Genomic DNA, 21,630 nt, shown 5'->3' with positions numbered 1-21,630 from the left:
TCGAACAACACCCTTTTATAATATTTTGTCCCGGAAAAACACTAAATTGTTATGCTCAAGATACCAATGATAACAGACAATACAATGGATCTTTCGGATCCATGTTGTTCATCATCCTAACTCAAAAGCACCATAATATCGATCACAATATGATATACTATCGGATCACCGCAACGCCAACGTATATTGCCAGGTGGCAAGCTGATAAAGTAAATGCTATTTAAGGTTATCATCTGTCAACATGCCACGCGAAAACAAACATTCAAGAAACAGCTCTCATCCGTCTTCTGCTGCAGCAAACAACCGTTCGGGTGCAGGGATCTCAAGGCCTGCCGTTCATCCTTTACCATTGGACGAAAACATAACGCCGATGCCTGAGCGCAACCTGCCGCAGGAAGCCTGGCATACGGTACAACAAAAGCAGGAAGCAACACAAGCGCCCGCTGCACGTCCCCGGCATTTATTACGCATCGATACAGGGAACGCAGGCAACAGGCCCTACCAGTTTGCGAGGACCAGGAAAAAGACAAAGGAGGAGCGCAGGCAGGCTTTTTGGGAACGGATACGCAGATCGAGGGAACGAAATAAGGCAAACAAGGCCCGGCCTAAAAGGTATAGGGCGATGTATAATATACAACGTGATTTCAATTACGGTTTCAGATCTGCGGAGATTCACCGCCTGGCGCTGGAAGATGGCCCAGACTCACAAGCGATAGTGCCGTACAACCCGCTGATGAATCCCGATATCAAACCGCAGCACACCCAAGTGGATTTCGGTGGTGTAAATACTTATTTTTACCGTTTCTATGGCGGCCAGCCTTTCTTCAGGCTGGACACAGAATCGTTTGATGATCCTACCATAAAGAGTAACTACGATGAGATTATACAAAACTTTGCAGGCAATGACGCTGAGGTGGCCTTTGACATCTTACAAACAATAGAAACGAACAAGGGACTTACCACGGATATACAGGGACAAGCCCGGACCCTGTTGATATTTCTGACGCAGGTGATTGAGGCGCACAGCACCCGTATACCTGGTGCTGATAAACTGGCCCGCGCACTGTTGCGCCGTATTGCCCTTGGGCAGCTTACATTTAAGGAAGCCTTTAACCGGAAAAACGGATTATTTGTATCGGCCTGGGCCCCGGGAGCAGGCGCCAAAAAAGGCGGCCAGATCGCCGGCCGCGCCTTGTTTGGTATGGCCAGGGAGAAAGATAAATATGAAAGTGACAGCCTCGAGAAAGACCTTGGCGAAGAGCGCTTTGGTACCCTGATGGATACCGTGGAAGATTATTACTCAGATGACAGTGATGAAGAAGGTGAAGAGGACAGGCAGGAATATCTTTCCATGAACAGCCTTACCCTGAAATCAGTAAATGGTGCATTGAGTTTACTCGGTATATCCTTGTCCGTAGCATCTTCACATGACCTGTTAAAGCTGCCCGCTTTTGAGAAAGAGGTCAATGATTCATATCGCAAACTATCTGCCCAATATCACCCGGATAAAATGGGAGATTCCCAGAAGTTTACTGAAGTAGCCCAGGCAGCAGGTATTTTGCGCCAGTGGATCTCTGAACTAAAGGAGAATAAGGATGTAGATCTGAGCGGTAAGGAACTGAATACTTTGATGCAACAAAACGGTGTGAGGCTACAGAAGATCGATGGCACCGGCAACTGTTTTTATGACGCCGTTCTTGACCAGATAGCATTTCATGGAGGGAATGTTCCATCGGCACTTACGCTGCGCGACCGTATAGCGCAACTGATCATTGACAACGCAGCTACATTCCAGGTATTTGTTACGGGTAACCAGTTGAATCAAATTGTAGAGAGTATCCTGACCAATCATAGCTGGAACAATGCGGGCGGGGATTTTGCGCCTCAATTGATCGCTTCTGTGCTCCGCCGGCCTGTCCGCATTATACAGCCAGACGGGGTGATAGATATGGCGCCAAGAAATGACCTGAATCTTACACAACATAATACGCTTAATACGGGTAATGGGTTGATTACGATAATATATAATGGTAATAACCATTATGATTCAACACGGCAGAATTTTTTGATGTAGGAGCAAACAATGATAGCAGAGGATTATAACGATGGGTTTGATTGACATGGCGTGGCTTGTTTGCAGGTATTTTTAATTACTCGGTTCCCTTGCTTAAAAAATAATGAGATGCGTAAATGGCATTTATGCAATGATCTCCCCAGTGGTGGTTAAAAGTAAATTTAAATTCCCAGATAGCACTTTCTTTTGCAGCATCAGCGCCAAGCCCGAAGATTAATAATGATCGTTTTAAGTCCTTATAAATGTCTCCGATATCGTCAAGGAGATCTCCGTAGCAAATATCTTTGTCGCTTTCATCGGCAGGATTAAACAGATGCAGGTAATACCGGTTATCCATTAACCGCTCAGCGATAAAGCTTATTGTTCTTTCTAAAGTAACGTGATCGATATCTTTCTGAAGTTCTATATAGTCTTGTGGGTAAGTATCAGGTAATTTATGGGCAGCCTGGTAAAGGGCTAGTAATTTAGCTTGTATCACTGATAAAAATTCTTTGTCATTTTGAGTTTGATAATTCTCAATATATGCACAATAGGATGTTGCAGCGGTTATGAAATTAAAAACGTCTATGGAGTTCTGCATTTGTTTAGTTTAATTAATCCTTCTGGATGAGCGTATTAGCTGATCTTAAAGCCCGTGTTGCAAAGATATCCTGATTGCTTGAACCGACAACCTCAAAGGCTTCACAGACGGACTTTAATAACAAAAAGACTATAGCCATAAATGACAAATCCGCAGGTCTCGCCTGCGGTGTTGTTAACATATAGGATACTAACTTTTTCGAGACTATAAAATAAAGTGTGTAAATAGCGAGGCAACTGTTTAGAGTCGGCATCTGTTATCAAATATCGTTAAAAATTGATGGAAGCAGGGAGTGTAAAATAAACTGTGTCAAATTCTATTTCAATGTTTGGAACCCCACGCCAGGGGAAGGGGGAGCGGCGTTAGCTCCCCGGTCTATATTTGCAATTTCAGCCGGTCACCAAATATAATTGATAACTGGGATACTGTCGAGACTGTAAAATAAACTGTGTCAAAGGTTAAAAAAATTAAGACCTTTAACACAGTTTATTTTACACTCCCTTAGCGGCTGATATATGTAAATCAGAATAGCTTTCTAGTATGTTTGCATTCTGATGTAAGGGCACTGCATAGTTGTTAGGAACAGTACCCAAAAAGAGCACAGAATTGGGAATTCCTTTATGTTCCATCCTAATGGCATTCGGAAGTACAGCATCTGTAGACTCAATGGACAGTCTGTTTGGAGGAGAGGTTGTGCCGATACCAACATTTCCGGTTGCGTCAATCTTATTGGTCTGTGCGAAAGCTAACAGGTAATGATACCATAACAATAGTCAATGCGCGTAGCGCAGTAAATATTCTCTGCATATAGGGTGTTCGTTTGTAGTGTCTTTTAGATTTAATAGTGATTACTTTCCATTACTTTCTTTTCAAGGATCTCATTTCGCAGTTTTAGCTCATTGAGCTCTTTTTTAATATCAATCAGGTACAGGGTCAGCTCCTCCACTTTCTGCAACAGCTTCTTATTCATTTCTCCCACATCTAATCCATCTTGCTGCACTTCCGCAGCGGAAGGGATCTCCGGCAAGTGTTGATGTTCCTTGATATACTTTTCCACTTCACTCAAAGCCGGCAATTTATACCCAGGATGGAATACAAAATCTGCCCAGCCGGCCTGCGTTACTTTGACTCTTCGTGCGCCTATTGTCCCCTCCACCGCCAGTTTGTACGCCCCCGGAGTAGTGGTACCAATGCCAACATTGCCATTGTCCATTATAGTAAAACGGGAGGCACACATTCCGCCGGAACATCCAATATTGTCATACGCCCAGAATTGCAGACTGTTGCCGTAGCTTCCGGTCATATTATATATATTCCAGCTGCTCGCCGTACCCGCCGTTGTTTTTGAAGGATTCACCAAAGAGATACTACCGCCTATGTTCGGATTACTAATACTACTGATGACCGTTCCACTGAACTTGCCGTTTCCATTTACTTCCAACTTTTGAGTAGGACTGATAGTTCCGATCCCAATACTCCCCTGGAGGGTGATTGCATCCAGACCAGTAAAAGGCTGAACGTTACTTACAACATCATCATAAGCAATAGTCAGTGTTTCATTCTGAGCATAACCAGTAAAGTAGAAACTATTCAACCTGTACGAATTTGCAATGGTAACGGCTATGTATTTTTCTGAATTGTAGATCAAGGTCACCAGGCTAGCCCCTTCATTGTAGGTAAGAATGCTGCCTTGCGTCTGATCACGGGCACTGGAGGTATTTACTTCTACCGTCCACTTCCTGTTATACGCTCCTGTCGACCCTCTAACGCCGGTTATCTTTCCTTGTACATAGGTATCCTCGATATTAGTACCGTTATATATCTTATGCAACAACATATAGTTGGTGCCCTGCGAATCTTCTGTAACGCCGTCTATAGCCTTGTTGGTGTAATACTGACGGGTTTGTGCCTCTGCAACAATGTTGGCAGCCAATTGAAATAGGAAAAATAAGGATGTGAACGAGAAAAACTTCTTCATTATACGAGATTATTTTAATTACTGTTGAGTGCTCAGAAATTATAGCCCAACCTGAGCTTTATAGGGTCCGTTCTGGGTACATGCTGGTTATGCAGGAAATCATATAGCAGGATAATATTACCTTTCAGCTTACTGCTTACTTTATACTTCTTGCTGATACCCAGCAGCGCACTGCCCTGCCAGTTATCAATACTCCTTAACTGATCTGTATTGGTAAATGCCGTGTTGTAGTTCTCTTCAAAACCACCGTTAACATAAAAGGTACCTTTTAGTTTCCAGTCCAGGAAAGAGCGCAGGCCCAGGCCCTGATGCGAAAAGCTGATATTGTTAAACCCGGTGCCAAGGCCTAATTTGTACGCAGCACCCAGTCCGGCGCTACCGTTCTTATGGAACTTATAAGCTACCTGTCCGGCTATATCACTGGTAGTGGGGAAATATTGGGTAGAACGGGCAAATTGCATATTGCCGCCAAATTCCAGCCTTTGCAGAAAGCTTTTGGTTTTCATTTCATTGGGTTTGAAGCCGGGCATATCAGCTGCATTGTCTACATCGGGAAACTTATCTTTCAGTTCGTTGAAGCGTTCACGTGCAGCCGACATCTGCTGGCTCACCGCTGTCTGAGCATTAGGACCGCCCCCACCCAACCGCTGTTGAATGAGCTGTTCAACCTGGGTACGGGTTTGCAGGCCTTCCAGGTTAGGTGCAGCACCAGCTGCAGAGAGGTTGAACAAACCTGCCAGCTGGGAGTTCTTCTGCAGAAAATCATTGTAAGCAGGCACTTTTTTCAGCATCTCCAGCGCTTTGGCTTCAGCTTTCTTTTTATCTTTAAGCAACTCTTTATATTCCCTGAGTTGTTGGCCGTAGTAGTACGCTTCCTTGTTAAATTTCTCCAGGTCTTTCGTAAAACCGGTATACTGTGCCAGCTGCTCTTTGAGCTGCTGTTTTCTCTCACGGATGTAAGCCTTGATCTGTTCTGCCTGTTGCAGCTGCGCCTGCAGCTGTTGTACGCTTTGAAGGGATCCGTTCACTTTATCCTGCAGTGCTTTAGATTCACTGCCCAACGATTTGGCGTCTTTGAGAAAGGACAGGGAAGTCTGCAGGGTGTCGAGGTAACCGGTATAGCCGGCGCCCAGCCTGGAAGGGTCATATTTGCCCGCTTTTTGTTTTATCCGGGTCTGCAGGTTGCCCATGGAATCGATAGAACGGGAAAAGATGTTCTTTGCAGCAACCGAATCAATCTTTGCCAGTTTTGCCTGCATTTTCTTTTCCTGGCGGGCCAGGCGTTCCAGTGCTTTCTGTGAACGCTTATTCACCTGTTTTTCAAAGTGCCTGGATTTGCCGCTCACCTGGGAAAAGTATTTACCGGGTAGTTGTTGCAGCTGGTGCGCCGTACTGTCCTGCGCATGAACGGCATTTACTGCCAACATTAAGAAAATGATCAGGTATAGTTTTCGCATGGGGAACAGTTACTTGTTTGCTGCTTTTATTTGCTTCATTTCAGCTTCCAGGTCTTTCAGCCGGTGTAACACGGCTTCATGTTCTTTCTGTTGTTGTATCTGTAAGCCATTAGTAAACGGCATATTCGTTTTTATCTTCACGCCATTCGCCGCTGTACCGTTAAAATGATAGGTCGCGACGTTGCCAACAAAGGGAGATTGCGCATAAACCAGTACCGTAACAAACAGCAGGCATAGGGAAAATAGCAGCCTTCTCATAATTATCTATTAATCTTAAAATTCAACTTGACAAAATTGCATTTGCAGTACGCATGCTATCTGCATTCACACAGGATATCCACAAACAAAATATAACATGAGAACAGGGTGTAGTAGACGCATATCAATTCGGGTTACAACATCCGGTGCCAAATTACATTACTTTTTTTGTACACCAAGAAAACTTTTGTGTTAAATGGTCTTGAGCATCAGCTGTTTCAGATAAAACAAATCACATACATATCCGCGCTATTCCTCTCTCCTCTTCATTTAAACAGGATCGCCCCCGCATCCAGCAAACTATCAAACCTTGATATCCCGTATTGCCTTAAATCATCCTGTTGCCAGTAAGGATCCGTTGAAGGTATATCTCTTTCTTTAGTGCCGGGAACAAAAAAATGTACATAAAAATGATGTTGCTTACTGGTAGTATTGGTACTGTTAATACGGCTAAGATATCTTGTCTTTTTAGTGATATTTTTATCTTGTTGATAAACCCTCACCCATAGATCTTTGCCAGACCGGATATATTGCGCCGGAACATAAGCGATACCCGCTTCGTTTACCTTATACCGCCCCTTGGGCGTACGGTTAAAAGGAAAGCCTGCCGTATCCTTTACAGGTATAACGTAGCACCAGCCCTGGTAAGCTTCCGGAACCTCCACCTTAACGGTATTGAAGATCAAAGAACAGCCTGCAAAAGGGAACAAAGCCAGGAGTAAACAAAGTATCGTTTTTCGTACCATCGCTGCAATTGCTTTCCTAAGTCATAACAAGGTCTTAAAAAAAATGTTTACTACCTAAAATAGTCCATCTTTTTATCATTTATACCGATTTTTTTCGTTAACTTCCTGACAAACAATGATTCCCCAATCGCAAGATCTTTGATACAAATTACACCTTACAACACACATGTTAGAAATGATAATTGTTAATTCGTAATAGTTCGTTATTTTTAATTATAATAAAAAACGCTCATCCCCCGGCTCAACCAAAACAAAATTTCACCTTTTATGAAGAACTATCTTACTACCTGTTTATGTACAGTCTTATTTTTACTTAACCTATGTTCAGTAGTACAGGCACAAGAACAGACCACCATCACCGGCGCTGTTACCAATAGTCTCAACGGGGAAAAAATGCCCGGTGTAACCGTTAGCGTTAAGGGCACTTTATCCGGTACCATCACAGATAATAATGGTAATTTCAGACTGACCACCTCCAGGAGCCTCCCCATTACCCTCATATTCTCCTATGTTGGGTTCAAAAGCGAAGAAAGGATTGTGACCAGCCCCAATGAAGCCGTAAGCGTACAGCTCACCTCTACCGAGGTACTGGGACAGGAAATCGTAGTGGCCGCAAGCCGCGTAGCACAAAACATCCTGCAATCCCCGGTATCTATTGAAAAGCTGGACTCCAGGGCCATCAAGGCATCCCCCGCCCCTACTTTCTACGATGCACTGGCCAACATGAAAGGCGTGGAACTGAGCACCCAGAGCCTTACCTTCAAGTCGGTAAACACAAGGGGATTTGCCAGCAATGGTAACATACGCATGGTACAGCTGATAGATGGGATGGATAACCAGGCGCCCGGACTGAACTTCTCCGTTGGCAACATCGTTGGTATCACCGAGCTGGATATGGATAATGTGGAACTGCTGCCCGGCGCCTCTTCCGCCCTCTATGGCCCCAACGCGCTGAACGGCATTGTGCTGATGAACAGTAAAAACCCCTTCCAGTACCAGGGCCTCAGCGCCAATGTAAAGTCAGGTTTCCTGTCTGAACCCGGCCGCAGCAATTCTTCAACCGGCTACTATGATGTTACCCTGCGATATGCGCATGCCTTTAACAACAAAGTTGCCTTCAAGGTGAACCTGGGTTATCTTTCTGCAGACGACTGGCAGGCATATGACGACCGCGACCAGAGCATCCTGAACGGATATAATCTGACCAACGGCAGCCGTAGTGACAACCCTGGCTATAACGGCGTGAATGTTTACGGGGATGAGACTAATGTGAATATGAAATCTGCATTGCGGGGAGCTGCATTGACACCCAATAACCCCCTGGGTGTTGGTATCGCGCAATTATCTGCCGCCACACAGGGAGCCATCACACCGGAAATGATCTACAACGCCATCATGCCGGATAGCGCCCGCTCTTTTGTATCGCGTACCGGTTATGATGAACGCTCACTGGTAGACTATAAAACCAAGAACCTGAAAGTAAATGCTGCCCTTCACTACAAGATCCGCGAGAACCTGGAGGCGTTTATACAGGGCAGCTATGGTTACGGTACCACCGTTTATACCGGGGCGGACCGTTACTCCATCAAGAATTTCAAAATGGGCCAATACAAAGCGGAACTAAAGGGTAATAACTTTTACGTTCGCCTGTATACCACCCAGGAAAGAGCCGGAGACAGTTATGCGGGTGGCGTGCTTGCACAAGGTATCAATGAAGCATGGAAACCCAGCACTACCTGGTTCCAGCAATACTTCGGCGCTTATGCAACCGGCTCTCTCGGTACATTTGCCCAAGCTTTCCAGACGGCGCTGCTGGGCGGACAGTCCCCTCAGGAAGCATTTGCCGCAGCCACTAATGCGGCACAAAGCGGCTCTGCTAATTTCCATAATGGCGCCAGGGCAATAGCCGACAGCGGCCGCCTGCTACCCGGTACCGCCGCTTTCAACGCTGCCGCACAAAAGGTAAAAGATAAAGCCATCCCCGGCGATGCCACCGGCGTTGGCGCCAAATTCCTGGATAAAACAAACCTGTACCAGGCCGAGTTCATGTACAACCTGAGCGATCATATTTCCTTTGCTGAAATACTGGTGGGTGGCAACTACCGCATCTATGCACTGAACTCTGATAAATCGCTGTTCGCTGTAGATGATGACGGTGAAGAATTCCGTATTCACGAATGGGGCGGCTACCTGCAGGCTTCTAAAAAACTCATTGACGACCACCTGGCATTGACGGGCTCCGTACGTTATGATAAGAATGAGAACTTTGCAGGGCAGTTCACGCCCCGCGTTACCGCAGTGTATACATTCCTGAAAACACATAATATCAGGGCTTCCTACCAGACCGGTTTCCGTATACCTACCTGTCAGGATCAGTACATAGACCTGCAGACACCGCAGGCACGCCTGATTGGCGGCTTGCCCTTCCTGCTGGACCGCTACGGGTTGAAAAACGGGCCGGTATTTACCCTGGAATCCGTACAGGCAGGTCAGCCACAGCAATACCAGTTCAAAGAATTCAAACCCGAGAAGATCATTGCCTGGGAAGCGGGCTATAAGGGGCTGTTCGGCAACAAAGTACTGATAGACGCCTACGTTTATTACAATACTTTCAAGGATTATAACGGCATACAGCTGCTGGTACAACCTACAGGTCCCAGCACACAAAATGTTTTCTCCATACCCGTGAACCTGGACGAGAATATTAAATCCTGGGGATGGGCTTTTGGTTTAGATTATGCCCTGCCACTCAATTTTGTGATGGGTGGAAACGTTTCATATAACAGGCTGCTGGATGAAGAAAAATTCGGCGCTGCCGTAATGTACAACACACCTAAAATACGGTATAACCTCTACGGCGGTAACCGCAACATTGCCGGTTCAAATATCGGCTTCAACGTAACCTACCGCTGGCAGGACAGCTTCGTATGGCAATCCTCCTTTGTAGGGCCCGTAGTAAGGACCCTGGCCCTGAGCGAGATCCCGTCTTACGGCACCCTGGACGCCCAGGTTACCAAGCTGTTCCCGAAAGTAAAAACCACCCTGAAGATAGGCGGCGCAAACGTCCTAAGAAATACTTATACACAATCATGGGGTAACCCGGTAGTAGGCTCACAATGGTACGCCTCGCTGGGGTATAACCTCTAATGCTTACTCACCCGTTTAAATTGGCGAAGCCCCCCAGCGTTTATGCCGGGGGGCTTCTGATTTGTTGTAACCCCCAACCGGAGTTGGGATATTTTATGTTAAAAAACAGAACGCATCAGCGTCGCGCGTTCTGCATTAAGCGTTAAGCACCGGGTGTTTGTTACACGTTAAACCTGAAATGCATTACATCGCCGTCATTCACCACATATTCCTTCCCTTCTATCCTCAGGCGGCCGTTATCACGGGCGCCGGATTCTGAACCATACTTCACAAAATCATCGTAAGAGATCACTTCTGCCTTGATAAAGCCTTTTTCGAAGTCTGTATGGATCACGCTTGCAGCAGCAGGGGCTTTCCAGCCGCGGTGGATGGTCCAGGCACGTACTTCCTGCACACCCGCTGTAAAGTAAGTGATCAGGTTCAGCAGCTTATAGGCAGAACGGATCAGGCGGTTCAGACCAGGCTCCGTAAGTTTATATTCTTCGAGGAACAATTGTTTATCCTCCGGATCTTCCATTTCGGAGATCTGGGCTTCGATGGAGTTGTTCATGATGATCACCTCGGCGTTCTCGGCCTTTACTGCTTCCTGCAGGGCCTGGGAAAACTTGTTACCGGTGTGCAGGGAGGCTTCGTCTACATTCGCTACGTAAAGCACCGGCTTTTCTGTTAACAGGAAAAGATCGGCAATCGCGCTGCGGTCTTCCTTGCTCAGACCCAGTTCGCGGATATTGCGGCCCTGTTCCAGGCATTCCTGGCACTGTTTCAGAATCTCGAACTCCCTTTTAGCCTTTGGATCGCCCCCGGTTTTGGCCATCTTCTCGGTACGGGCTATCTTTTTCTCCACTGTTTCCAGATCTTTCAGCTGCAGCTCGGTATCGATGATGCCTTTATCACTTACGGGATTAATGGGGCCTTCCTCCCTTAATATATTATCGTCTTCAAAGCAGCGGATCACATGTACGATGGCGTCTACTTCGCGGATATTGGCCAGGAACTTGTTGCCCAGGCCTTCACCCTTACTGGCGCCTTTTACCAGGCCGGCGATGTCCACAAACTCAATCGTGGTAGGCACCACCCTTTGAGGCTTCACCAGTGATTCCAGCTTGGACAGGCGCTCGTCCGGCACGTCTACCAGGCCTACATTCGGCTCAATGGTACAGAACCGGTAGTTACTGGCCTGTGCTTTGGCGCTGTTACTAACTGCGTTAAATAAAGTTGATTTTCCTACATTCGGCAATCCTACTATTCCTGCTTGCAACGCCATGGTTTTAAAAAATTTGCCCGCAAAGATAGGAAAATTTAGGAAAAATTGTAAACCGTGTTAAGCCGCTGGATACCAAGAAACGATATTACTTTATGGAACAGGCACTGACTATGGACCATAGACTATGGACCATGGACTATTTTTAATAGATTTGACGGATTATATAAAATAAACACATATGCCATGGATCATCTGTTATGTTCCATGGACTACCTACTAACCAACATTTATGGCATTAAACTACGTTTGGATCGCGTTTTTCCTGGTGGCGTTTGTGGTAGCACTGTACCGCCTGATATTCCTGCATGATACGGCGGTCTTCGCCAATGTGATGACAGGCATGTTTGACAGCGCCAAAACAGGGGCGGAAATATCCCTGGGACTGGCCGGTATCATGACCTTCTGGATGGGTATTATGCGGGTGGGCGAGAAAGCAGGCATGATCAACATTTTTGCCCGTGCGGTGAACCCTTTCTTTTCCAGGCTGTTCCCCCAGGTACCCAAACAACACCCGGCCATGGGCTCTATTGTGATGAACTTCTCTGCCAATATGCTGGGACTCGATAATGCCGCCACCCCCGTGGGGCTAAAAGCCATGAAACAACTGCAGGAGGTAAACCCCGCCCCGGAAACGGCTACCAATGCCCAGATCATGTTCCTGGTACTGAATACGGCTGGCATGACCATCATTCCCACCTCGGTGATCGCTATGCGCCTGGCCAATGGCGCTGCCAACCCGGCGGATATCTTCATTCCTACTGTCATTGGCACCTTTATTTCCTTTATGAGCGGGGTTATAGCAGTGGCGTTGTACCAGCGCATCAACCTGTTTAACCTGCCCTCCCTGGTGTTCTTTGGCGGTTTTGGACTGGTCATGTTCGGGCTCTTCAGCTGGCTGCACAATCTGCCGCCCGCAGAAGTGGCCACGTATACGGGTATGCTGGGCGGATTGATCATCTTTTCTGTGATCGTTTCCTTCGTGATGCTGGGTTTTGTCAAACGTATCAATGTATATGAAACGTTTATTGAGGGCGCCAAAGACGGTTTTCAGACCGTGGTCATGATCATTCCCTACCTGGTAGCCATCCTGGTAGCCATCAGCGCTTTCAGGAGCACCGGCTGTATGGATTATGTTATTCAGGGCATCGGCGGCTTTTTTGCCCTGCTGGGCGTGAATACCGATTTTGTACCAGCCCTGCCCGTGGGACTCATGAAAACCCTGAGCGGCGGCGCAGCCAGGGGGCTGATGGTAGAGGCCATGCAGCATTACGGAGCCGATTCTTTTGTGGGGCGCCTGGCCTGTATCATGCAGGGGTCTACCGAAACAACCTTCTATATCCTGGCCGTGTATTTCGGTTCCGTTAATATCAAGAACACCCGCTATGCCCTTACCTGCGGACTGATTGCCGATTTTATCGGGGTCATTGCGGCCATCATACTCGGGTACGTTTTCTTTCATTAAGCCCGGTAATAAAGGTTGGCGCGTTTAAACGTTTGAAATGTTCGTGAATGCTCCCGATTTTAAACGCTCCAACTCTCAAACTTTTTTTTATATCTTGGCGCCGCACCCACCATGCACGCGTTCTTAACTTATAAATTCTGTTGACTAAGTACTATGAAGAAGTCGCTCCATGAAGACTGGATTGCAGTCATTATCGCATTTCTGACCATTGCATTGGTGTGTCTCGGCTTAAAGCCCGCTCTCCCTAAATTTTCTGCCTGGGCCGATGGGGCCGGGTTCTGGGCCCAGATCGGCAACGCTTCACTGCTGATGCATACCGGTATTTTATTTATCTGGGTGTTGGGCTGCCTGGTGCTGGCCCGCTTCCTGGCGGGAAACGCACAACCCGTAAAGCTGGCCATCAGCCTGCTGGGCATCGTGGTGATCAGCCTGGCAGCACAACTCATCACCAGCAATAAGTTTTTTAAAGACCTGGGCATCGAAGTGGTATTGTTCAGCCTCTTACTGGGTTTACTGATCAATAATGTACTGGGCGTACCAGGATGGCTGAAACCTGCCATACAAACAGAACTCTACATTAAGATAGGCCTGGTGCTGCTGGGCGCCAACGTATTGTTCCAGGAAATCATCAACGCCGGTGGACTGGGCATCGTACAATCGGTGGTTGTGGTATTTGCGGTATGGTATTTCACTTTCTGGCTGACCAAACGCCTGGGACTGGATGATGAATTCCGGATGATGATCTCCAGCGCGGTATCTATCTGCGGTGTATCGGCTGCTATTGCCACTTCAGGGGCCATAGAGGGCGATAATAAGAAATTGTCCCATGTGATCTCACTGGTGCTGATCGTTGCCATTCCGATGATGCTGTTCATGCCCTACATCGCCATCTGGGCAGGTATGACGCCAGCCGTAGCGGGCGCCTGGCTGGGCGGCACCATCGATACTTCCGGCGCGGTAGTTGCCGCAGGCACTCTGCTGGGCGATGAAGCGCTGAAATATGCTACCCTTGTAAAATTCTCGCAGAACGTATTATTAGGACTGGCCGCCTTCTTTATCTCCGTATACTGGACCGTTACCAAAAAAGAAGTGAGCGCCGACCAGAAGCCGGGATTAAAGACCATCTGGGAACGTTTTCCCAAATTCGTACTGGGTTTTGTACTGGCCTCCCTCCTGTTCTCCTTTGCATTACCTGCCGATGTGGTAAGCGGCGCCAAAGGCAGCCTGAAAGAACTGCAGACGTACTGGTTTGCACTGGCATTTACCTGTATAGGACTGGAAACAAAATTCACTGATATATTCAAGATGGAGAACGGACGTCCCGCCATCGCATTTATTATTGCCCAGCTGTTCAATATCTTCTTTACGCTGGTAATGGCGTATCTCGTGTTTGGACGGCAATAACCGTTTGAAAGTTTGAGGTTTGAGGTTTGAAGTTAGTTAAAAGTGAAAGGTTCAGAACATGTAAACTTTATAAGCATACATGTTCTGAACCTCAAACATCAAACCTCAAACTTTTTTATTCATCCCACCACAGCCTGTCAGACAGGGCGCCTATTGCGGGTACGTTGGCAGAGTTCCTGGCGGCTTCTGCGCTGGGATAGGCTACCCGGCGGATGAAGGTGGGCAGCACAGCGTTCACCGGCAGGTTGAAATCAGTATACTGATAATCCATACGGCGTACGTCTGTCCAGGATTCCGGGTTCAGGAACATCGCCACATATTTCTCTTTCATGATCAGCGCCAGCGTTATGTTGGCTTCGCCTACACTCACAACAGGATTATTCACGTAAGCATCCCGGTTGGCAGTACTTACCCCCAGTTTGTCCATATGGGCCCGTATCCCGTCGAGATAAGCGGCATAGGCGGCAGGTTTATCGCCTGCACGGAAGGCGGCTTCTGCCTCAATAAATTTACATTCTGCATAAGTGAGGATCAGCAGCGGAGCGCCTCCCTTTGAATAAAAGCCGGTTTCTACAGACAGGTAGCTTTCCTCATCATCCGTACCCGTACCAATTCTTCCCTTACCATTGATGGTACCGCGGTAGTCACCAAATTTTGTAAGCGACGCGATGAGGGGCAGCCTCGGATCAAAAACGCCAAAGGTGCTGTCGTTCAGGGCAGATACGAAATGCGTGCTCAGCCATCCATCCAGCGAGAGGTTGGCGTTATTAACGGCAGCCTGGTTCCAGGGACTTCTTGACTGGAACTGGGTCAGCTGCAGGTCGTCTCCATTGCTGGTGTAAGCCTGGTCTAATGCTGCCAGCACCGCAGCCGGATCATAGTCTGCCTTTTTTGTGATGCGGTTCAGCAAACGTGCCTTCAGTGCGTAGGCAGTTTTTTTCCAGGCTTCGGCATTGCCGTGATGCAGGAGGTCTTTGGTGTCGTCCAGCAGTATTGAGCCATCTGTACGGTTCAGCGAGGTAATGCCGGCTTCCACCAGGGCAAGAGATGACCGGTATACATCCTCGTCCGGGTCAAAATGAGGCTGTATCACTTCGCCGCTGAGCGCTTCCCTGAAAGGAACAGATCCCCAGATGGCGTTGGTTATGCTCAGGTTGAGGGCCAGCATGATCCTTCCTGCGCCCGCGTGCTCATAAGCGCCAACGGAATCGGCTGTTTGGATGAGATCATGGAGGTCTGCCATCGTGTTATAGATGTTAGTCCAGCTGGAAGAATAATCTACCTCATCATAAGTATCTGTACTGCTGGCGGTGTTGGGCGAGGCCAGGTACTGCACAAAATAGGAAGTGAAATCACCTGTGCGGTACACATTGTATCCCGTGTTATAGGTGGTGCTTGCCAGCAGCCCGTTCAGGGGCGGCGTTGCAGACGTATTGGGATCGGTGTTCACGTCCAGGTACTTCTTACAACCTGCAGAAAAGACCAGCAGGCTGCAACATGATATATAAACGATTAATTTTTTCATGGTCCGGTACATTAAAAAGTAAGATTAATAGTGGCCAGGAAGCTCCGCACAGCAGGATACGTAAAGCCGGAAAATGCATCTGCATTGCTGGATGCATTGGTAGAGCTGGATTCAGGATCAAAGCCCGTGTAATCGGTATGCAGCCACAGGTTATTACCGGTGAGCGTAATGTTTGCACCGGTGATCACTTTTGTTCTGGCCAGTAATTTAGCGGGTACCTGGTAAGAAAGGCTTACATTACGTAAACGTACCCACGAAGCGTTTTCAATAAACGCCTCTGTTACACCGCGGTACACACGGCGGTAGTAGCCGTCTCCGTAGTTCCTGCCATCGGGGCCTACGCCCTGTCCGAGGTACACAGGAATATCGTTGGCCTTGCCATCCGCAAAAACACCTTCAAACACCTTGGTCTGATCGCGGTCCTCCGTCATTTTGGAAGTACCGAAAGCGGCCATAAAGTTGGCAAACTGGTTATACTTCTGCGCTCCCTGCCTTACATCGAACATAAAGGATAAGCCTACGCCTTTATAAGAGAAGGTATTCGTGATGGCGCCTATCCAGTCTGGTTGTGTATTGCCCAGGTATTTCTGGCTGGTATTGATCTGGGCAAAGCCGGCAAGATCGCCTGTATTGCGGATCAGCAAAGGCCTGCTCTTATCAATGAACATCGGGTCTTCCGTGTCAGTGCCGTAATAGCGGGCATAGCTGCGCCCAAAGATGGCGCCCACCGGAAGACCTACCACGTATTTCTGTGTGGCGGTAGAGCTGGAGTAACCAAATTGTGAACCTACTACAACTTCATTCACACCATCTCTCAGCGATAACACTTTGTTACGGTTGGTAGAGAAGTTGGCGCGAACATCCCAGGTAAAGCTCCTGGTTTTAACCGGAGAGGCGTTTACGGATATTTCCACGCCCCTGTTGCGGATAGCGCCCGCATTGGTGTAGAAATATTCAAAGCCTGCGCTGGTGGGCAGCGGTACGCTCATCAGCAGATCTGTGCTCTTGGAATTATACCAGGTAAAGTCGAGGCCTATACGATTATTCAAAAACCTCAGCTCTGCCCCGGCTTCAAAAGTACTGGTGAATTCCGGTTTCAGTTCAGGGTCTGGTTTGGTATTAGTCCGGGTCCAGCCGATAACGCTATTATCGATAGGCCCATCTATCAGCGTTGTATAGCCATAGGTCAGCTTGTAGGGAGACGGGTCTTTACCGATCCTGGCCCAGGAAGCCCTTACCTTACCATAGCTGAGTACTTTATTCTCCAGCTTCAGGTGGTCAGAGAAAACATAGCCCATACTCACAGAAGGATAGAAAAAGGAGTTGCGGTCCTTATGCAAGGTAGAGGTAAAGTCTTCACGACCGGTCAGGGTGAGGTAAAGATAATTATCCCAGTTCAGGGTCCAGTCTGCAAATACGCCGATGATACGGTAGCGTTCCTCGCGCTGGTTGCTGACCACTCTTTTGGCATTGTGCAGCACCAATAGTTCGGGGATATCCAGGGTATCGCCTTCTGTAGCAACGCTGTTCGTTTTATACTGGTACATGTCATGACCCAGCTTGAAATCAGACGAGAGTTTTGAAGTGATCTGGTTCCTTGCATTCACAACAAAGGTGCCGTTGAGCAGGCGTTTGTCTATCTGGTATTTATGTACAAAGCCCAGGCCATTGTCGCCCAAAGGCAGCTCATCTACCACGCCTTTGGGGCCGGGAGCCGTATGGGAACGGACGTCTGAGTAATAATCGGTACCAAAGCGGTAGCTCAGATCCAGCCAGGGTAATGGCGACCAGGTAGCGTTCACATTGGCAATAATGCGGTTCACGTCGTCTACAAAACGGTTGGAGTACAAGGTGTACATCGGGTTGTCATTCTCAGTGCCGTAAGACTTCTGGGTGCCATCAGGCTTCAGGAAGTTTCTCACATCCCAGCGGGGCGACCAGTAGATCAGCTGCTCTCCGTAACGGTCAGCATTCACACGGTTGCCGCCGGAATTGATATAATTAACGGAAGCGCCTACTTTAAATTTGGAGCTGAAGCGCAGCTCACCGTTTACGCGGGCGGAGTAATTATTATAGTCGCTGAAAGGGATCACCCCATCCTGGTTGAGGGAAGACAGGGAAGCTGAGAACACGGCCCGTTCTGTACCTCCGCTCATAGAAACGGTATTCCTGAACTGCTTACCGGTGCGGTAGGCCTGTTTGAAATTATCAAACAGCTGTGCAGGATGGCTGGGATCCAGCCGTTTGGCTTCTTCTACGGTAGGTCCCCATGAGGGCCAGAAGCTGGCGGGATCGTATTCCCCGAGATAGCCCTGAGAGAAACGGTTCTGTACATCGGGCGTCTTATTTACATTTTCAAAGCCATAGGTTGAGCTGAGACTTACGGTGAGCCGGCCTGCCTTGCCTGATTTTGTGGTGATCACCACCGCGCCGTTGGCGGCGCGCAAACCATACAATGCAGTAGCGGCGCCGCCACGGAGGATGGAGACGCTCTCAATATCATCGGGGTTAATATCCGCTGCGCGGTTACTCATCCCGCGGGAATCGTCAATACCCGGCCGCGGATCAGTATAGGTATCATTATCGATGGGAATACCATCCACAATGAACAGCGGCTGACTGGATTTTGTAGGATCCAGCGAGTTGATACCGCGGATAATGATCCTTGCGCCCTGTCCCGGTGCACCACCGGTGCTCGAGATCTGTACGCCGGCCACCTGGCCCTGTAACGCATTAACAACGTTGGTCTGTTTGGTTACGGCCAGCTGTGCACCGCCTACATCCTGAACGGCATAGCCCAGTGCACGTTTTTCTTTTTTAATACCAAGGGCGGTTACCACCACCTGTTCCAGGTTACGGGTATCCGGTTGCAAGCCTACCTGCAGGCTGGTGCGCCCGTTCAGGGGCAGCTCCTGTTTCAGGTAACCTACAAAACTGAATACCAGTGTAACATTGGTGTTCGGAACATTGAGGCTGAAAGTGCCATCTGGACCGGTTGTTGTGCCGGCGGTGCCCCCTTTTACCTGGACGGTAACACCTGGCAAGGCGCTACCACCATCAGTGGCGGTTACTGTACCACGTACCACAAGATTCTGAGCCTTTAGCAGGATAGGTAGCATACAGTAACACACCATGAAAATCCCAAAGAACTTTTTCATGAGCATGCGATTTAGAATATCGGTTGATTTAATTACGACGTGTGTTAAATATACATAGTAAAATGTAATTGTCTGCATTTTATCGTATAAAAAAGGCACGGACCCGGTGGTGACAGCCGGCATCAAATCCGTGCTGCAGGACATTGCCTATGTGCATGTGATCGGCAGCTGTGCAGACAGCCAGTCTGCCAGGGAGTTCTTTCGTAAGCAGCCTGCAGACATTGTATTGTTGGATATTAACCTGCCGGACATCAGCGGATTGGATCTCTGCCTGGAATTTACGCAGGCAGCATCCGCAATTGCGAATACCGGCCCTTAGCAATTACAATGAACGCAGCATGATCAACGGCATGCTGGCCAACGGCGCATCGGGTTACCTGCTGAAAACGGCCACCACTGAGGAGTTACAGCTTGCTATTGACAGTGCGGTTGATGACCGCTTATATTTCAGCAGTGAAGCCGCAAAGAAAATGCTGGAGGCGCCAGCCAGCAGCACGGTCCCACAATTAACACGGTGCGAGACGGAAATACTCCAGCTGATCTCCCAGGGCTGCACCAGCGCTGTAATTGCCGATCAATTATGTATCAGCCAGCTGACCGTAGAAACCCACCGCCGCAACATCATCAAGAAATTTGATGTGCCCAGCATGGCGGCCGTTATCAAAATAGCAATAGACAATAAGATAGTTTGAGGGTTTAAGGGTTTGAAACTTTCAAACTATTAATTGTTGTCATATTTCGCCACTTTTTCTTCCATCGTCACATCTTCGTCTTTCCTGATCTGCATTTTAATGTATACCAACAGCTGGTTGGCGCCCGCTTTAAAGCAAGCTTCCTGCGCACGGCGGGCAATGTCCATCAGCTGGTCATAAGGGCCTTCCATCACTGTTTCGAAGGGGCATACCCGGTAGGGCACCCCGGATGCCTGGATAATGGCGATGGCTTCATCTACAACCGCATATACTCTTTCGCTGGCTACCTGCGGAATGATCTGCAAAGCCAGGTTAATCTTGTGTTTCATAACAACGATGTTTAAATGTTTGGCTTCCAAATTACGTCATACAGATCTTTTCTCCTATCCCTCTTTGTTTGTACACTGCCAAAAGCATTCAGTTCTTTCAGCAGTACCAGGTCAACATCTGCAATAACGATCATTTCGGTGTTGGGGGTAGCATCTGCCTTGACGCCGGTTACCGGGAAGGGAAAGTCAGACGGTGTTAGCACGGCGCTCTGTGCATATTGCAGGTCCATATTATTTACTTTGGGCAGGTTGCCTACACATCCGGCTATCGCTACGTAGCATTCCATTTCCACGGCACGCGCCTGGGCGCAGAAACGTACACGGTTATACGCATGCTGGGTATCGGTAAGGAATGGTACGAACAGGATCTGCATGCCTTGTTCGGAAAGGATACGGCTGGGCTCGGGAAACTCCACATCATAGCAGATCTGGATGCCTATTTTGCCGCAGTCTGTATCAAACACTTTCAGGTCATGGCCGCCTTTGATGCCCCAGGCAAAAACTTCGCTGGGTGTGGGATGCATCTTAATGTAATGATCAAAAGTACCGTCCCTTCTGCAGAGATAAGAGATGTTATACAGTTGTTCATCTATGACAATGGGCATGCTGCCGCCAATAATGTTCACATTATAGGATACGGCGTGTTTAACAAACTCATCCCTGATCTGCTCAGTATACCTGGCCACCCCACGGATGGCGCCAGCGGGATCCAGCTGGTTGAACTCTGCCATCAGCGGCGCATTGAAGAACTCGGGGAAGACAACGAAATCAGACCCATAATCACTTACGGCATCTATGAAATATTCCACCTGTTCCAAAAAACCCTGCAGATTGCGGTAGTCGCGCATCTGCCATTGCACCAGGCCTATACGTACCGTGGATTTATTGTAACGAACCGTATCTGCATCTTTCTCATAGTAGATATTGTACCATTGCAGCAGGGTGGCAAAGCCTTTGGAAGCTTCATCATGCGGCAGGTAATTCCGGAGGATCTTCTTCACCAGGAAATCATTGGAGAACTGGAAGGTAAGGGTAGGATCGTAGATCTCTTTGTCCTGCACCTTCTCTATATATTCTCTTGGCGACAACTGATCTGCAAACTTCTCATAATTGGGAATGCGTCCGCCGGCTACAATGCCCCGCAGGTTCAGGTGTTCACAAAGGGTTTTGCGGGCGTCGTAGAGCCGCCGCGCCAGGCGCTTGCCGCGGTAGTCCGGATGTACAAAAACTTCAATGCCATATAGCACATCGCCCTTTGGATCATGCGTATTAAAAGTGTAGTAACCGGTGATCTGTTCGTAGGTGTGATCATCGCCAAACTTGCCATAATTTACGATGATCGATAATGCGCAGCCCACCACCTTGTCATTTACCGTTACAGCTATCTGTCCATCAGGAAACAGGCTGATCAGGCGCCGGATAGTGTCTTCGCGCCAGTAGCTGCCTGCCATATCAGAGTAGGCAGATACCATGGACTCTTTCAAATCAAAATAATCTTCCGCAGTGAGCAGGCGTATTTCTATTGTTTCCGTCATGGTCTTGTTTTTGGGTGTTAT

At 48.1% G+C, this 21,630-nt stretch carries 16 protein-coding genes; 6 read left to right on the top strand and 10 right to left on the bottom strand.

Features of this window, described 5'->3' with window-relative positions:
* Positions 1-241 precede the first annotated feature (241 nt).
* Complete coding sequence (locus tag Q0577_RS08640; protein ID WP_298734900.1) at positions 242-2,074, top strand: DnaJ domain-containing protein; 1,833 nt, start codon at positions 242-244, stop codon at positions 2,072-2,074.
* Positions 2,075-2,150: 76 nt separating this feature from the next.
* Here the strand turns inward: Q0577_RS08640 and Q0577_RS08635 are convergent, their stop codons facing one another.
* From Q0577_RS08635 to Q0577_RS08615, 5 genes are all read right to left on the bottom strand, one after another.
* Positions 2,151-2,654: a DUF5063 domain-containing protein gene (locus Q0577_RS08635; RefSeq protein WP_298734898.1), complete on the bottom strand. Its 504-nt coding sequence runs from the start codon at positions 2,652-2,654 to the stop codon at positions 2,151-2,153.
* Between the two features lie 838 nt (positions 2,655-3,492).
* The gene (locus Q0577_RS08630; RefSeq protein ID WP_298734896.1) at positions 3,493-4,632 is read right to left on the bottom strand and encodes a hypothetical protein; all 1,140 of its coding nucleotides are present in this window, start codon (positions 4,630-4,632) and stop codon (positions 3,493-3,495) included.
* A gap of 32 nt (positions 4,633-4,664) precedes the next feature.
* Positions 4,665-6,089 carry a hypothetical protein gene (locus Q0577_RS08625; protein WP_298734895.1) on the bottom strand — a complete coding sequence of 475 codons (1,425 nt, stop codon included), beginning with the start codon at positions 6,087-6,089 and terminating at the stop codon, positions 4,665-4,667.
* A 9-nt stretch (positions 6,090-6,098) separates the two neighbouring features.
* On the bottom strand, positions 6,099-6,347 hold the full coding sequence (locus Q0577_RS08620; protein ID WP_298734893.1) for a hypothetical protein: 249 nt from the start codon (positions 6,345-6,347) through the stop codon (positions 6,099-6,101).
* 266 nt (positions 6,348-6,613) lie between these two features.
* Complete coding sequence (locus Q0577_RS08615) at positions 6,614-7,093, bottom strand: hypothetical protein (RefSeq protein WP_298734890.1); 480 nt, start codon at positions 7,091-7,093, stop codon at positions 6,614-6,616.
* A 267-nt stretch (positions 7,094-7,360) separates the two neighbouring features.
* Here Q0577_RS08615 and Q0577_RS08610 point away from each other — a divergent pair, with 267 nt between their 5' ends.
* Positions 7,361-10,240 (top strand): TonB-dependent receptor, encoded by a 2,880-nt coding sequence (locus tag Q0577_RS08610; RefSeq protein WP_298734888.1) that lies wholly within the window; start codon positions 7,361-7,363, stop codon positions 10,238-10,240.
* Between the two features lie 160 nt (positions 10,241-10,400).
* Here the strand turns inward: Q0577_RS08610 and ychF are convergent, their stop codons facing one another.
* Positions 10,401-11,504, bottom strand: coding sequence for a redox-regulated ATPase YchF (gene ychF / locus Q0577_RS08605; protein ID WP_298734886.1), 1,104 nt, complete (start codon positions 11,502-11,504; stop codon positions 10,401-10,403).
* 229 nt (positions 11,505-11,733) lie between these two features.
* Here ychF and Q0577_RS08600 point away from each other — a divergent pair, with 229 nt between their 5' ends.
* Both Q0577_RS08600 and Q0577_RS08595 read left to right on the top strand, forming a co-directional pair.
* Positions 11,734-12,966 (top strand): spore maturation protein, encoded by a 1,233-nt coding sequence (locus tag Q0577_RS08600; RefSeq protein ID WP_298734883.1) that lies wholly within the window; start codon positions 11,734-11,736, stop codon positions 12,964-12,966.
* A 153-nt stretch (positions 12,967-13,119) separates the two neighbouring features.
* Positions 13,120-14,370 carry a putative sulfate exporter family transporter gene (locus tag Q0577_RS08595; protein ID WP_298734880.1) on the top strand — a complete coding sequence of 417 codons (1,251 nt, stop codon included), beginning with the start codon at positions 13,120-13,122 and terminating at the stop codon, positions 14,368-14,370.
* A 115-nt stretch (positions 14,371-14,485) separates the two neighbouring features.
* Here Q0577_RS08595 and Q0577_RS08590 read toward each other — a convergent pair whose 3' ends face one another.
* Together Q0577_RS08590 and Q0577_RS08585 are read right to left on the bottom strand one after the other, a co-directional pair.
* Positions 14,486-15,895, bottom strand: a complete 1,410-nt coding sequence (locus Q0577_RS08590) for a SusD/RagB family nutrient-binding outer membrane lipoprotein (RefSeq protein ID WP_298734877.1) — start codon at positions 15,893-15,895, stop codon at positions 14,486-14,488.
* Between the two features lie 11 nt (positions 15,896-15,906).
* On the bottom strand, positions 15,907-19,053 hold the full coding sequence (locus tag Q0577_RS08585) for a SusC/RagA family TonB-linked outer membrane protein (RefSeq protein ID WP_298734874.1): 3,147 nt from the start codon (positions 19,051-19,053) through the stop codon (positions 15,907-15,909).
* A gap of 106 nt (positions 19,054-19,159) precedes the next feature.
* Here Q0577_RS08585 and Q0577_RS08580 point away from each other — a divergent pair, with 106 nt between their 5' ends.
* Together Q0577_RS08580 and Q0577_RS08575 are read left to right on the top strand one after the other, a co-directional pair.
* Positions 19,160-19,372, top strand: coding sequence for a response regulator (locus tag Q0577_RS08580; RefSeq protein WP_298734872.1), 213 nt, complete (start codon positions 19,160-19,162; stop codon positions 19,370-19,372).
* Positions 19,373-19,391: 19 nt separating this feature from the next.
* Entirely contained in the window at positions 19,392-19,745 is a 354-nt protein-coding gene (locus Q0577_RS08575; RefSeq protein ID WP_298734869.1) for a response regulator transcription factor, read from the top strand.
* Between the two features lie 29 nt (positions 19,746-19,774).
* Here Q0577_RS08575 and Q0577_RS08570 read toward each other — a convergent pair whose 3' ends face one another.
* Entirely contained in the window at positions 19,775-20,074 is a 300-nt protein-coding gene (locus Q0577_RS08570) for a thiamine-binding protein (RefSeq protein WP_298734860.1), read from the bottom strand.
* A gap of 11 nt (positions 20,075-20,085) precedes the next feature.
* Positions 20,086-21,609, bottom strand: a complete 1,524-nt coding sequence (locus Q0577_RS08565; RefSeq protein ID WP_298734858.1) for a bifunctional GNAT family N-acetyltransferase/carbon-nitrogen hydrolase family protein — start codon at positions 21,607-21,609, stop codon at positions 20,086-20,088.
* Positions 21,610-21,630: the final 21 nt, after the last annotated feature.

Source organism: uncultured Chitinophaga sp. (assembly GCF_937898475.1).
Taxonomy (GTDB): Bacteria; Bacteroidota; Bacteroidia; order Chitinophagales; family Chitinophagaceae; genus Chitinophaga.
This window is presented reverse-complemented; position numbering and strand designations above follow the sequence as displayed.

Coding starts and splice junctions, on each gene's coding strand:
- Q0577_RS08640 (WP_298734900.1), top strand. CDS start 242: ATGCCACGCGAAAACAAACATTCAAGAAACAGCTCTCATCCGTCTTCT.
- Q0577_RS08635 (WP_298734898.1), bottom strand. CDS start 2,654: ATGCAGAACTCCATAGACGTTTTTAATTTCATAACCGCTGCAACATCC.
- Q0577_RS08630 (WP_298734896.1), bottom strand. CDS start 4,632: ATGAAGAAGTTTTTCTCGTTCACATCCTTATTTTTCCTATTTCAATTG.
- Q0577_RS08625 (WP_298734895.1), bottom strand. CDS start 6,089: ATGCGAAAACTATACCTGATCATTTTCTTAATGTTGGCAGTAAATGCC.
- Q0577_RS08620 (WP_298734893.1), bottom strand. CDS start 6,347: ATGAGAAGGCTGCTATTTTCCCTATGCCTGCTGTTTGTTACGGTACTG.
- Q0577_RS08615 (WP_298734890.1), bottom strand. CDS start 7,093: ATGGTACGAAAAACGATACTTTGTTTACTCCTGGCTTTGTTCCCTTTT.
- Q0577_RS08610 (WP_298734888.1), top strand. CDS start 7,361: ATGAAGAACTATCTTACTACCTGTTTATGTACAGTCTTATTTTTACTT.
- ychF (WP_298734886.1), bottom strand. CDS start 11,504: ATGGCGTTGCAAGCAGGAATAGTAGGATTGCCGAATGTAGGAAAATCA.
- Q0577_RS08600 (WP_298734883.1), top strand. CDS start 11,734: ATGGCATTAAACTACGTTTGGATCGCGTTTTTCCTGGTGGCGTTTGTG.
- Q0577_RS08595 (WP_298734880.1), top strand. CDS start 13,120: ATGAAGAAGTCGCTCCATGAAGACTGGATTGCAGTCATTATCGCATTT.
- Q0577_RS08590 (WP_298734877.1), bottom strand. CDS start 15,895: ATGAAAAAATTAATCGTTTATATATCATGTTGCAGCCTGCTGGTCTTT.
- Q0577_RS08585 (WP_298734874.1), bottom strand. CDS start 19,053: ATGAAAAAGTTCTTTGGGATTTTCATGGTGTGTTACTGTATGCTACCT.
- Q0577_RS08575 (WP_298734869.1), top strand. CDS start 19,392: ATGATCAACGGCATGCTGGCCAACGGCGCATCGGGTTACCTGCTGAAA.
- Q0577_RS08570 (WP_298734860.1), bottom strand. CDS start 20,074: ATGAAACACAAGATTAACCTGGCTTTGCAGATCATTCCGCAGGTAGCC.
- Q0577_RS08565 (WP_298734858.1), bottom strand. CDS start 21,609: ATGACGGAAACAATAGAAATACGCCTGCTCACTGCGGAAGATTATTTT.